Origin of the sequence: Streptomyces sp. NPDC050211 (genome assembly GCF_040656035.1) — a bacterium.
GTDB lineage: Bacteria > Actinomycetota > Actinomycetes > Streptomycetales > Streptomycetaceae > Streptomyces.
This window is the reverse complement of sequence record NZ_JBFALC010000015.1, coordinates 104,440-117,631: the sequence shown is the minus strand read 5'-3', so window position 1 is coordinate 117,631 and position 13,192 is coordinate 104,440. Positions and strand designations below refer to the sequence as shown.

General features: G+C 70.2%; 11 protein-coding genes. 1 reads left to right on the top strand and 10 read right to left on the bottom strand.

Annotated features, from left to right (window positions below; genetic code table 11):
* Positions 1 to 50: 50 nt before the first annotated feature.
* From AB0I98_RS18380 to AB0I98_RS18365, 4 genes are all read right to left on the bottom strand, one after another.
* A complete protein-coding gene (locus tag AB0I98_RS18380) occupies positions 51 to 1,412 on the bottom strand; it encodes a VWA domain-containing protein (RefSeq protein ID WP_362942515.1) in 1,362 nt (453 codons plus the stop codon).
* Positions 1,409 to 2,266: a MoxR family ATPase gene (locus AB0I98_RS18375; RefSeq protein WP_362942512.1), complete on the bottom strand. Its 858-nt coding sequence runs from the start codon at positions 2,264 to 2,266 to the stop codon at positions 1,409 to 1,411. The genes AB0I98_RS18380 and AB0I98_RS18375 overlap by 4 nt, the downstream gene beginning before the upstream one ends.
* A 130-nt stretch (positions 2,267 to 2,396) precedes the next feature.
* Entirely contained in the window at positions 2,397 to 3,707 is a 1,311-nt protein-coding gene (locus tag AB0I98_RS18370; RefSeq protein WP_362942509.1) for an FtsX-like permease family protein, read from the bottom strand.
* 3 nt (positions 3,708 to 3,710) lie between these two features.
* Positions 3,711 to 4,496, bottom strand: coding sequence for an ABC transporter ATP-binding protein (locus tag AB0I98_RS18365; RefSeq protein ID WP_328350411.1), 786 nt, complete (start codon positions 4,494 to 4,496; stop codon positions 3,711 to 3,713).
* Between the two features lie 181 nt (positions 4,497 to 4,677).
* On the opposite strand from AB0I98_RS18365, the gene AB0I98_RS18360 reads away from it, so the two are divergent.
* Positions 4,678 to 5,247, top strand: a complete 570-nt coding sequence (locus tag AB0I98_RS18360) for a hypothetical protein (protein ID WP_362942506.1) — start codon at positions 4,678 to 4,680, stop codon at positions 5,245 to 5,247.
* 53 nt (positions 5,248 to 5,300) lie between these two features.
* On the opposite strand, the gene AB0I98_RS18355 is transcribed toward AB0I98_RS18360, so the two are convergent.
* The 6 genes from AB0I98_RS18355 to rhaI form a co-directional block, all read right to left on the bottom strand.
* Positions 5,301 to 5,948: an LUD domain-containing protein gene (locus tag AB0I98_RS18355; RefSeq protein ID WP_362942503.1), complete on the bottom strand. Its 648-nt coding sequence runs from the start codon at positions 5,946 to 5,948 to the stop codon at positions 5,301 to 5,303.
* A complete protein-coding gene (locus AB0I98_RS18350; protein WP_362942500.1) occupies positions 5,945 to 7,435 on the bottom strand; it encodes a LutB/LldF family L-lactate oxidation iron-sulfur protein in 1,491 nt (496 codons plus the stop codon). Before AB0I98_RS18350 ends, AB0I98_RS18355 begins: the two co-directional genes overlap by 4 nt.
* A 28-nt stretch (positions 7,436 to 7,463) precedes the next feature.
* Positions 7,464 to 8,219, bottom strand: a complete 756-nt coding sequence (locus AB0I98_RS18345; protein WP_362942497.1) for a (Fe-S)-binding protein — start codon at positions 8,217 to 8,219, stop codon at positions 7,464 to 7,466.
* Positions 8,220 to 8,290: 71 nt separating this feature from the next.
* On the bottom strand, positions 8,291 to 9,739 hold the full coding sequence (locus AB0I98_RS18340; RefSeq protein WP_362942494.1) for a rhamnulokinase family protein: 1,449 nt from the start codon (positions 9,737 to 9,739) through the stop codon (positions 8,291 to 8,293).
* A complete protein-coding gene (locus tag AB0I98_RS18335; RefSeq protein ID WP_362942491.1) occupies positions 9,736 to 11,775 on the bottom strand; it encodes a bifunctional aldolase/short-chain dehydrogenase in 2,040 nt (679 codons plus the stop codon). The genes AB0I98_RS18340 and AB0I98_RS18335 overlap by 4 nt, the downstream gene beginning before the upstream one ends.
* Positions 11,776 to 11,889: 114 nt before the next feature.
* Positions 11,890 to 13,050, bottom strand: coding sequence for an L-rhamnose isomerase (gene rhaI, locus AB0I98_RS18330; protein WP_362942488.1), 1,161 nt, complete (start codon positions 13,048 to 13,050; stop codon positions 11,890 to 11,892).
* Positions 13,051 to 13,192 lie beyond the last annotated feature (142 nt).

The window sequence follows — 13,192 nt, the reverse complement described above, 5'->3', positions numbered from 1 at the left end:
CTAGGGGGTTCGGGAGAGACGTTCCGTCGCCCTGGTCACCGGTGCTGGCATCACACCGGCAGCAGGCGGGCGATCAGGTCGCCGAGCTGCCGGGCGTTGCGGCACTCGTGCATTCCGACGACACCGGCGTACTCGGGCGCGGCCGAGTCGCCGGTGCCCCATAGCGTGCGCGGCTCGGGGTTCAACCAGTAGACGCGGCGGGCCCGTTCGGCGATGTCGCGTACGGCGGGCAGGTTGGGGTCGCTCATGTTGGTGCGGGCGTCGCCGAGGATGAACACGGTCGTACGCGGGCCCAGTGCGTCGGCGTAGTGCTCCGCGAACTCGCCCAGTGCGGTGCCGTAGTCGCTGCTGCCGTGCCAGCGGGTGAGCGTGGCCTCCGTCTGGATGCGGGCGCCGAGTCCCTGGGGATCGGCGGCGCCGTGCCGGAGCAGCCCGGTCACCTCGTCGATCCGGTTGACGAAGGCGAACACCCGCACCTTGCTGAACTGGTCGTGCAGCGCCTGCACCAGCAGCATCGTGAAGTCCGAGAAGCCGGACACGGACCCCGACACATCGCACAGCAGCACCAGTTCGGGCCGGGCCGGACGGCGCCGGCGCAGCACGGGCCGCATCGGCACCCCGCCCGTCGACAGCGAGCCGCGCAGCGTCCGGCGCAGGTCGATCGTGCCCCGCGCGGCACGGCGCCGGCGTGCCGCCAGCCGAGTGGCGAGCTTCCGGGCGAGCGGCTGCACCGTCCTGCGCAGCTCGGCCACCCGGTCCCGGCCGGCGTAGAGGAAGTCGACCCGGTCGGCGGTCGGGGCCACCGCCCGCCGGGCGATCTCGTCCCGCCCGCGCCGCTCGGCGACCCGGCGCCGCGCCTCCGTGGCCACCATCGCCCGGAACGCCTCGATCCGCCGCCGGATCTCGTCGTCGAGGAGCCGGTCCGCAAACCCTGAAGTGCCGTTCTGCGCCCGGATGTCGTCGCGGACGCGGGCCAGCAGCGTCTGCGGGCGGAGCCGGTCGAGGGTCTGGTACGACGACCAGCCGTCCGACGCCGGAGAACTCCCGTACCCGCCGAAGCCGTCGACGGCCTCGCCCGCCAACCGGCCCATCAACGCGGTGTCGTTGGCGGTCAGTGCCTTCGCGAGCCGGTCCCGCAGATCGTCCCGGTCCGCGGGCTGCTCCTCCGGCGCCCCCACGCCCCGCGGGAAGTACAGGTCGAAGACCGGGTCGAACACCGGCCGTTGTCCCGTGCCGTGCAGCAGCGTCGCGGCCAGTCCCTCGCGCAGTTGCTCACGGTCCGCCAGGCCCAGCGCCGCCACCGCCCGGCCGGCGTCCACGGTCTCCCCGGTGCCGATGCGGATGCCGTGCGCACGGAGCGCGGCGACGAAGTCCGTCAGCCGCGCCGCGACATCCGATGCCGCCGCGGTCACACGGCGTCCAGATCGAGCTTGGCGGCCGCCTTCAGGACATCGTCCTGGTGCTTGAGGAGCACGCCCAGACTGGCCTGTACGACCGTCTCGTCGAGCGTGTCGGCGCCCAGCGCCAGCAGCGTGCGCGCCCAGTCGACGGTCTCGGCGACCGAGGGCACCTTGCGCAGGTCCATCGCCCGCAGGGCGCCGACGACGCGCACCACCGACGCGGCCAGCGCCTCGTCGAGGTCGGGCACCTTCAGCCGTACGATCCGGCGCTCCAACTCCTCGTCGGGGAAGCCGATGTGGAGGAACAGACAGCGGCGGCGCAGCGCCTCGGACAGCTCGCGGCTCGCGTTCGAGGTGAGGACGACGAAGGGGCGGCGCGTGGCCGTGACCGTGCCCAGTTCGGGGACGGTGACCTGGAAGTCGCTCAGCACTTCGAGCAGCAGGCCCTCCACCTCGACGTCCGCCTTGTCGGTCTCGTCGATCAGCAGGACCTTCGGGGTGTCGCCCCGGATGGCCGTCAGCAGCGGGCGGGGGAGCAGGAACTCCTCGCTGAAGATGTCGGTGCGCGTCTCGTCCCAGGTCTCGTCGCGGCCCGCGGTGATGCGCAGCAGCTGCTTGGCGTGGTTCCACTCGTACAGCGCGCGGGACTCGTCGACGCCTTCGTAGCACTGCAGCCGTATGAGCTCCGCTCCGGCGATCGCGGCGACCGCCTTGGCGAGCTCCGTCTTGCCGACGCCGGCGGGGCCCTCCACCAGGAGCGGCTTGCCGAGACGGTCGGCGAGGAAGACGGTGGTGGCGACCGCGGGGGAGGCGAGATAGCCGGTCTCGGCGAGGCGGATGGAGACTTCGTCGACGGATGTGAACAACGGGGCCTCCCGCTCGGTGTGGATTCCTGGCCACTATCTAAGCGCTTGTTCAGGGCGCCTGTCACTGGGCGGTCGAACAGGCGTAAGGGGCGGCCGCAATGGCGGCCGCCCCTTACCGAGTCCTCCTCGCTCAGGCCGCGAGCCCCACCGCCTCGACCGCCGGAGTGCGCAGCACCCGCCGGCTCGTGGCCAGGCTCGTCCCCATCGTCACCGCGGCCGCTATTGCGACGACCGCCAGCCAGATGCCGAAGAACTGGCCGGGCAGCGCCTCGTCCGAGCGGACGACGGCGAACGGGACGATCCCCGCCAGTGCCGCCACCGTGCCGAAGAACACACCGGTCACCGTGAGCACCAGCCCCTCGGCGCCCACCACACCGAGCACCTGACCCGGAGTCGCCCCGGCCAGCCGCTGCTGCCCGAACTCCCGGGCCCGGTACGTCGTCGCCGCGTACAGCGAGTTTACGAGCATCACGCAGACGAACGCGACGATGATGCCGACGACCGTGAAGTTCAGCGTCTCCAGAGTCTTGGCGTCGACGTCCTTGACGATCCCCAGCTTCTCGACAGTGTCGCTCTCCACCGCCTGCATGGTGAGCGTCGCCGTGGACACCGCCGTGAACAGGATCAGCGACATCAGGATCCCGGCGAGATGCTCCGCCCGCTCACGCAGGTTGCGCACGGCCAGCCAGCCGCTCGCCCCCGACAGCGACAGTCGGTCCAGCATGCCTTTCAGCAGTCGCGTCGCCAGCAGCGCGAAACCCACCGACAGCAGGATCGCGCCGTACGCCGGAGCCGCCATCAGCGCCTCGTCCGTCGCCGACATCGCGAAGGTGGAGGTCACCGCCACAGCGCCGACGACCAGAGCGGCGTACGCGAAGAACTTCCGCTTCCCGTCCCGTCGTTCGCGCCGGTGCGTCGCCCGCCGTACGGCGAGGAACGCGGCGCCCGCCGCCGCGAGCAGCGTGATGTCGATGCCCGACATCAGCGCGATCGGCCCGAAGGAGTGGTCGACGGACTCGGCGACCTGGCCGCTGTCCTGGAACACGTCCAGCAGCAGCTGTCCACCCAGCATCGCCGGGCCGATCGCCAGCGCCGCGCCCACCAGGGCCACGGCCACCGCCTCACCGACGACCATCCGCTTGATCTGCGCCGGAGTCGCCCCCGAGCAGCGCAGGAGCTCCAGCTCGGCCGCCCGCTGGCGGACGTTGACCGTGAGCGTCGAGGCGATGGCGAAGAACACCAGCAGAGTGCCGTAGCCGCCGACGACGCTCGCCGAGAGGCTCAGCGTCTCGGAGCTGGTCGAGTCGATGCCGGGCTGTCCGGCGGTGTCGTGCATCGAGTTGAACGTCATGATGATCGCCGCGCCGAGGAAGGCGGACAGCAAGGTCGCGAGGAAGCGTCCGGGCCGTTGCCGGATCGACCGCATGGCCAGCATGAACATCGCTCACACCCCCTGCAGCGCGTCGTCGCCCAGGTGGGCCAGCCGCTCGGCGACCGCGTCGGGCGTCGGTGCGTCCATCCGGCCGGCCAGCCGGCCGTCCGCGAGGAACAGCACCGAGTCGGCGTACGAGGCGGCGACCGGGTCGTGCGTCACCATCACCACGGTCCGGCCGTGCACCCGCACCGCCTCCTGAAGCAGCAGCAGCACTTCCCGTGCGCTGCGCGTGTCCAGGGCGCCCGTCGGCTCGTCCGCGAAGACCACACGGGGTTCGGTGACCAGGGCGCGGGCGATGGCCACTCGCTGCCGCTGACCGCCGGAGAGCTGGTCGGGACGGTGCCCGAGCCGCTCACCGAGCCCCACGGAGGTCAGGACCTCCCGGGCCCGCCGCCGGTCGACGCGCTGCCCGGCGAGCTTCAGCGGCAGCACCGTGTTCTGCGCGACGGTCAGCGTCTCCAGCAGGTTGTACTGCTGGAACACGAACCCGATCCGACGGCGCCGGAACTTCGTCAGCTCTGCCTCCGTGCCACCCGTCATCTCCGCCCCGTCGACCAGCACGATGCCGCTGTCGGGCCGGTCGAGACCGGCCGCGCACTGCAGCAGCGTCGACTTCCCGGAGCCCGACGGCCCCATCACCGCCGTGAACGTGCCCCGCCCGAGGCTGAGCGTGACCCCGTCCAGGGCGGTCACTGCGCTGTCGTCGGAGCCGTAGGTCTTGGTGACCTTGACCAGCCGCAGCGCCTCGGCGGCGGGTCCCTTGTCGTGCATACGTCGCGAACCTGTGCGAAACATGTCGTCATCACCCTCACTGCGGCACGCCCTGTGCCATGCCCAAGACGCTACGGAGACGGAGGCGGGACCACATTGGGCGCAGAACCCGTATTGGAGGGTGTACTCGGCAACACCCTGTACGGGTCACCAGGGCTGCGGTGAGGCCGGGGGACTGTCAGTGGTGCGCTGTACGTTGGCGGTCATGGGGATCTACCTGGTCGGGGTCGGTGCGCAGGAGTGGCTCGACGAGGATGAGGAGGAGGGGGGACTGGGCGCGGTGGCGTCCGGGCTGAACGAGGAGCTGCGGCGGCGCGGACTGCCGCCGTACGAGTCGGTGCCGGAGGCGTCGGCATTCGAGGAGAAGCTCGTTCCACCCATGGACGGATTCAGCGCGCTGTGCCGGGCCCACCTGTCACGGGAGGCAGAGGAACGGCTCCTGGGCTGGACCGTGCTGGTGCCCATCTCGCTCGACGAGGAGATCCGACTGCCCGTCGAGTCCTCCTACACCGACGAGACCACGCTCGCCGGCGCACCCCAGGTGCTCGCCCTCGCGGAACAACTGGCGGCGGTCATAGGCCTCCCGCCCGAGATACCTGCCACGAACGGCAACCTGGAACTCACGTCGTGGTTCCTGGACGGACCGGCGCAGGAGGTGGCCGCAACCCGACCCGGACCATGGGCCAAGGACCTGGACACGGCCTTCTACACGGCGCTGTATCTGAGCGCCGCCCGCCATTCCCTGAGACGCGGCTGCCCGATGAAATACAGCTGACGCCGCTTCGCCGGGGTCAGTACGCCCAGGAACCGGGCGTACCGCCGCGCCGATCACTCCCCGCTCACCAGGATCACCTCCAGGGTGCGCGGCCCGTGGACCCCCTCGACCCGGTCGAGTTCGATGTCGCTGGTCGCGGAGGGGCCGGAGATCCAGGTCAGCGGGCGTGTCGGGTCGAGCCGGGGCAGGGCCTGCGGCACGGACGAGACGACCTGGTCGGGGACCCGTACGACACAGATGTGGTGGTCGGGAACGAGGGTGATCCGGCGGCGGCCCTGACCGGGGGAGCCGTCCAGGACGATCGTGCCGGTCTCGGCGATCGCGAGCGCGCAGCCGGTGACCACACTGTCGACCCGGTCCAGTTCATACGACGTGCTCTCGGCCCGGTCCGGCACCCGGGCCACCTCGGTCGCCGCCAGCCAGCCTTCGTCCAGCCCCGGCGGCACGACGACGGACGCCGATTCCCGTGCGTCGAGCAACCCCGCGATCACTCCGGCGAGTCCCGCGCCGTCCGTGCGGTGCACGATCGCCCGATAGTCCGCCAGGTTCTCGGCGAGCAGATCCACCGTCTCCTCGACACTCCGGTTCCCGTGCTCGCTCAGATAGGCGCGCGAGATCGCCTGGTCGTACGGCGTGTCGTCCGGTGGCACGTCCGCGAGCGCGCGCTGTACCCGGCCCAGGATCCGCTCCCTGCTGCTCACTTCGCACCGTCCTTTCCGCCGCCGTGCGTGCGCTGCCACCAGTCCCGGAACGGTTCGGACGGCAGCGCGGGCAGCGCCCGGGTCTCGCTCCACGCCTTGCCGGGACCCGGAAGCGAGCGCGGATGCAGCCGCCGGGTGCGGGAGGCGAGCCGCTGGCCGGTGCGCAGGGCTCCCGGGCGGGCGAACGCCCAGCGTGCCGCGCGCATGGCGGCCCGCTCGGCGGCATGTCCCTTCGCTGGTTTCAGCACCACCTTGTTGCCCGCCCGCGTCACCTGGCCGCCCTCCACGACCCGCTCCCGCAGATGCACCAGCACCTCGGGGATGTCGATGGCGACCGGGCACACCTCGTAGCAGGCACCGCACAGCGACGAGGCGTACGGCAGTGAGGCGTCGATCTCGCTGTCCGTACCCCGGAGTTGGGGGCTGAGGATGGCGCCGATCGGGCCCGGATAGACCGAGCCGTAGGCGTGGCCGCCGGCCCGCTCGTACACCGGGCACACGTTGAGACACGCCGAGCAGCGGATGCAGCGCAGTGCCTGGCGGCCGACCTCGTCGGCGAGGGTGTCGGTGCGGCCGTTGTCGAGGAGCACCAGGTGGAAGGTGCGCGGCCCGTCGGCGGTCTCGGAGTCCGTCGTGCCGGTCCACATGCTCGTGTACGGGTTCATGCGCTCCGCCGTCGACGAGCGCGGCAGCGTCTGCAGGAACACCTCCAGGTCCTGCCAGGTCGGCACCATCTTCTCGATGCCGACGACCGAGATCAGCGTCTCGGGCAGGGTCAGGCACATCCGCCCGTTGCCCTCGGACTCCACGACGACCATCGTGCCGGTCTCGGCGACCATGAAGTTGGCGCCGGAGATGCCGACCTTGGCGCGCAGGAACTTCTCGCGGAGGTGCAGGCGTGCTGCCTCGGCGAGTTCGGCGGGTGTGTCGGTGAGGCCCTCGGGTGCGGGGCGGCCCCACTCGCTCATCTCGCGGGTGAAGATGTCCCGGATTTCGCCACGGTTGCGGTGGATCGCCGGGACGAGGATGTGCGAGGGCCGGTCCTTGCCCAACTGCACGATCAACTCGGCGAGATCGGTCTCGTAGGCGCGGATGCCCTCCTCTTCCAGCGCCTCGTTGAGCCCGATCTCCTGCGTGGCCATCGACTTGACCTTGACGACCTCCGACTCGCCGGTCTCCTTGACCAGGCGGGTCACGATCCGGTTGGCCTCGTCGGCGTCGGCCGCCCAGTGGACCGTACCGCCCGCTGCGGTGACAGACTCCTCCAACTGCACGAGACAGCGGTCGAGATGGCGGAGCGTGTGGTCCTTGATCTGCTTGCCCGCCTCGCGCAGCGCCGCCCAGTCGGAGACCTCCGCGACCGCCTTCTCCCGCTTCGCGCGGATGGTGTGGGTGGCGTGCCGCAGATTGCCGCGCAGCGTCTGGTTGTGCACCGCCTCGTGCGCGGCCTTCGGGAAGGCCGGCATCCCTACGAACGTCCCGCTCATGCGCGCGGCTCCTCTCCGGTACGCCCGCTCATTCCGCCGGCTCCTCTTCCGTGCTCGCCAGGATCTCCGCGATGTGGACCGGCCGCATGCCGGTGCTGAGCCGGGCCATGGTCCCGCCGATGTGCATGAGGCAGGAGTTGTCGGCCGCGCACAGCACGTCGGCGCCCGTCGACTCGGCGTTGCGTACCTTGTCCGCGCCCATCGCCGCGGAGACGTCGGAGTTCTTCAGGGCGAAGGTGCCCCCGAAGCCGCAGCACTCGTCCGCCCCCGGCAACTCGACCAGCTCCAGCCCCTTGACGGCCTGGAGCAGACGGCGCGGCCGGTCGGCCAGGCCCAGGCTGCGCAGCCCATGGCAGGTCGGGTGGTATGTCACATGGTGCGGGTAGTACGCGCCGACGTCCGTCACCCCGAGCACGTCCACCAGAAACTCCGTGAGCTCATACGTCTTCGGGATCACCGGCGCCAACGTGGCCGCGAGCGTGTCCCCGCGCCCCTCGGCCCGCGCCCGCTCGCCCATCCGCGGATACAGCTCCCGCACCATCGCCCCGCACGACCCGGACGGGGTCACGATCGCCTCGTACTCCCCGAAGACATCGGAGAAATGCCGGGCGAGTGGCTCCGCCTCATGTCGGTAGCCGGTGTTGTAGTGCGCCTGCCCGCAGCAGGTCTGGGCCATCGGGAAGTCGACCTCGACGCCCAGCCTGGTCAGCAGTTTCACCACGGCGCGCCCGGTGTCCGGATAGAGCGTGTCGTTGACACAGGTCAGGAACAGGGCGACACGCATCGCGGCTCCTTGTGGTTGATCATCGGATGAGTGCAGCGTAGTCCGGCAACAGGACGTGGGGGAGTCCCCGGTCACCGCCGGGTGAGCCGGGCCTCCGCCTCGCGCCAGCGTGCGATGTCGCCGCGGGGTTCGTATCGGGTGAGCGGCTGCGTACGGGTGAGCAGGCGCCGCATTCCCGCGAGGTCGCCGACGAGCCCGTGGGCCCGCGCCTGGACCAGGACGTTCCCGAGGGCGGCGGCCTCCGTCGGGCCCGCCACGACCGGCAGTCCGCAGGCGTCGGCGGTGAGCTGGCACAGCAGCGCGTTGCGCGTGCCGCCACCCACGATGTGCACCACGTCGACCGGGTGCCCGGCCAGCCGCTGTGCCTCCTCGATGGCCCGGCGATGGGCGAGCGCGAGGGAGTCGAGGATGCAGCGCGTGATCTCGGCGGGCGATTCGGGCACCGGCTGCCCCGAGACCCGGCAGGCCTCGGCGATCCGCTCCGGCATCCGCCCTGGCGCGAGGAACGCCGAGTCGCCCGCGTCCACGACCGACCGCAGCGCCGGCGCCTTGGCCGCGTCGAGCAGCAGCCCGCCCAACTCCGGCCCACCCCAGGCCCGTACACACTCCTGAAGCAGCCACAGCCCCATGATGTTGCGCAGATACCGAACCGTGCCGTCCAGCCCCAGCTCATTGGTGAAGTTGGCGGCGCGGCTCGCCTCGCTCACCACGGGCGCGTCCAGCTCAAGGCCCGCCAGGGACCAGGTGCCGGTGCAGATGTAGGCGAACCGCTCACCTTCGGCCGGCACAGCGGCAACCGCCGACGCCGTGTCGTGCGAGCCGACCGTTGTCACCGGCACCGGCCCGGTCAGCCCGGTCTCCTCCAGCACTTCGGGCCGCAGCACGCCCGCCGGATCCCCGGGCTGTCTGAGCGGCGCGAACAGGCCGAGGTCGATCCGGAGCCGGGAGGCGACGTCGTACGACCAGTCGCGCGTCCGGGGATCGATCAGCTGGGTCGTCGAGGCGTTGGTCAGCTCGGTGCCCTGCTCGCCGGTGAGCCAGTAGGCGAGCAGATCCGGGACGAGCAACAGGCGCTTGGCGTACGCCAGTTGCTGGGTGGAACGGGCGGCGACCAGCTGGTACAGCGTGTTGAAGGGCGCGTACTGCAGTCCCGTCGCCGCATACAGCTCGGGGGCGGGCACCGTCGCCCACACCTTCTCCGCGACGCCCTCGGTCCGCGCGTCCCGGTAGTGCACGGGGTTTCCGAGCAGCGCCCCGTCGGCGTCCAGCAGCCCGTAGTCCACGGCCCAGCTGTCGATGCCGACGGAGTCCACCTGCCCCGCCGCCCTGAGCCCGTCCAGCACCCCGGCATACAGCCCGAGCACGTCCCACCGCAGCCCCTCCGGCACCCGCACCGGCCGGTTCACGAACCGGTGCGCCTCCGTCAGCTCCAGCGAGTCGGCCCCGACGCGGCCGACCATGACGCGCCCGCTGGACGCGCCGAGGTCGACGGCGGCGTACGACTTCACAGCCGTGCTCATCGCAGGAACGCGGCCGCGACGCCGGCGTCGACCGGGACATGCAGCCCGGTGGTGTGCGTCAACTCCCCACCGGTCAGCGCGAACACGGCGTTCGCGACATGCTCGGGCAGCACCTCGCGCTTGAGGATGGTCCGCTGCGCGTAGAACTCGCCCAGCTTCGCCTCCTCCACCCCGTACACGGCCGCCCGCTGCGCACCCCAGCCACCGGCGAAGATCCCGGACCCACGCACCACGCCATCGGGATTGACCCCGTTGACCCGGATCCCGTGCTCACCCAACTCGGCGGCCAGCAGCCGCACTTGGTGCGCCTGATCGGCCTTGGTCGCGGAGTACGCGATGTTGTTCGGCCCGGCGAAGACGGCGTTCTTGGAGGCGATGTAGACGATGTCGCCGCCCAGCCCCTGCGCGATCATCACCCGCGCCGCCTCGCGCGAGACGAGGAACGACCCCCGGGCCATGATGTCGTGCTGCAGGTCCCAGTCCTTCGCCGAAGTCTCAAGCAGCGGCTTGGAGATGGAGATACCGGCGTTGTTGACCACCAGATCGACCCCGCCGAAGGCGAGCACGGCCGCCTTGAAGGCGTCGGCGATCTGCTCCTCGGACGTCACATCCACCGTCACGGCGACGGCCTTGTCGGGCCCGCCCAGCTCCTCGGCGACGGCGGCCGCGTTCTCGGCATTCAGATCCGCGACGACGACACACGCCCCCTCGGCCACCAGCCGCCCGGCGATCGCCTTCCCGATCCCACTGCCCGCACCGGTCACCAGCGCGACCCGCGTCGCCAGCGCCTTGGGCTTCGGCATCCGCTGAAGCTTGGCCTCCTCGAGCGCCCAGTACTCGATACGGAACTTCTCGGACTCCTCGATCGGCGCGTACGTCGACACGGCCTCGGCCCCGCGCATCACATTGATGGCGTTGACATAGAACTCGCCGGCCACCCGTGCGGTCTGCTTGTCCTTGCCGAAGCTGAACATCCCCACCCCGGGAACCAGCACGATCGCCGGGTCGGCACCGCGCATCGCGGGGGAGTCGGGCAGGGCGTGCCGCTGGTAGTAGGCGGCGTACTCCTCGCGATAGGCGGCGTGCAGTTCCTTCAGCCGCGCGATCGCCTCGTCCAGCGGCGCAGTCGGCGGCAGGTCCAGCACCAGCGGCCGTACCTTCGTGCGCAGGAAGTGATCGGGGCAGGACGTACCGAGCGCGGCGAGCCGAGGATGCTCGGCGGACGCGAGGAAGTCGAGGACGACCTCGGAGTCGTTGAAGTGACCCACCTGGGGGCGGTCCTGGGACGCGAGGGCACGCACATGAGGCGCCAGCGCGGCCGCCCGCTCCCGCCGCTCGGCGGCGCTGAGGGCGGCGTACCCCTCGATGACCGGCCCGAACGGCTCGGCCTTCCCGCGCTCCTCGAGAAACGCCTCGGCGGTACGGATGATGTGCAGCGAGTTCCGCTCACACTCCTCGGAGGTGTCACCCCAGGCGGTGATCCCGTGCCCGCCGAGAATGCACCCGATGGCCTGTGGATTGGCCTTCTTCACGGCCGCGATGTCCAGCCCGAGCTGGAATCCCGGCCGCCGCCACGGCACCCACACCACGCTGTCCCCGAAACACTCGGCGGTCAGCTTCTCCCCGTCGATGGCACAGGCCAGCGCGATACCGGAGTCCGGATGCAGATGATCCACATGCGCGGCCTCGACCAGCCCGTGCATCGCCGTGTCGATCGACGGAGCCGCCCCGCCCTTGCCATGCAGGCAGTAGTCGAACGCGGCCACCATCTCGTCCTCGCGCTCGACCCCCGGATAGACATCGACGAGCGCCCGCATCCGATCCAGCCGCAACACGGCCAGCCCGGCTTCCTTGAGAGTCCCGAGGTCACCCCCGGACCCCTTGACCCACATCAACTCCACATCACCACCGGTGACGGGATCAGTGTCGGTCCCCTTGGCGGACGTGTTCCCGCCGGCGTAGTTGGTGTTACGAGGATCAGCGCCGAGCCGATTAGACCGGGCGAGGAGGGAGGCGGCTTCGGGATGCGGTGCCATGAACTTCCAATCCTTACTTGAGAAAGGGCGAGTGCACGTACTCAGGGGCGCGGGGAACTGCGCGACCAGCCACAACGGGCCCGCACCCCGCAGAGAACAGAACCCGGCAGCCGCTCAAGCGCCCCAACCGGCCTGCTCCCCACCAACTCGCTCAGCGACGATCTTCTCGGCCCACCCGGACCGGCGATACGCAGCAATCGGGTCCCCGTCCAACCCCATCTCCTCGCGCACTTCACGAAGCAACGGCCGCACGTCAGTGTTATACGCATCCATCAGCACGGCATTTGCCTCCAGGACATCACCCGACGCCTGTGCGGCAGCCAACGCCGACCGATCCACCAGCAAAGCCTTGGCGGTAGCCTCTTGCACATTCATCACCGACCGAATGATCGCCGGAATCTTCGCCTCGATGTTGTGACACTGATCGAGCATGAAGGCGACGTCGGACGTGAACCCACCCCCACGCACCACCTCATACATGATCCGGAACAACTGGAACGGGTCGGCGGCCCCCACCATCAGGTCGTCGTCCGCATAGAAGCGCGAGTTGAAGTCGAACCCCCCGAGCTTCCCCTCCCGCAGCAGCGTCGCCACGATGAACTCGATGTTCGTACCCGGCGCATGATGACCGGTGTCGACCACGACTTGAGCCTTCGGCCCCAACTTGAGGCAGTGCGCGTACGCCGTACCCCAGTCCGGCACATCGGTCGAATAGAAGGCAGGCTCGAAGAACTTGTACTCGAGCAACATCCGCTGCCCCTCACCGAGTCGCCCGTACACCTCGGCCAGCCCCTCGGCCAGCCGGTCCTGCCGCTCCCGTAGATCATCCTGCCCGGGATAATTCGTACCGTCCGCGAACCACAGCTTCAGATCGGCGGAGCCCGTCGCATCCATGATGTCGACGCACTCCAGCAAGTGATCGACAGCCTTGCGCCGCACCACCGCCTCCGGATGGCAGATGCTGCCCAGCTTGTAGTCGTCGTCCTGGAAAGTGTTGGAGTTGATCGCGCCCAGCTTCACGCCGCGCTCTTCGGCGTACTTCGCCAGCGCCGCGTAGTCGTCGACCTTGTCCCACGGAATGTGCAGGGCAACGGTCGGCGCGACACCGGTGAACGCGTGCACCTGAGCCGCGTCGTCCAGCTTCTCCCGCGGCGTCCGTGGCACGCCTCGCTGCGCGAACACCTTGAACCGCGTACCCGAGTTCCCGTACGCCCACGACGGCGTCTCGACGGCCTGGGTCTTCAGGGCGGCCTTCACCGCGGCGAGTTCGGTCACTTCAGGACTCCTGTGGCATCGGGTCGTAACTACTGCGGAACGACTGCTGCATGAAACGATTCAGAACGGGAAGCTATGGCGCCTCCGAAAGGGTGTCAACCCCTCTGACCAACCCCGATGTCCGTGACTGCTCCGTGACCTT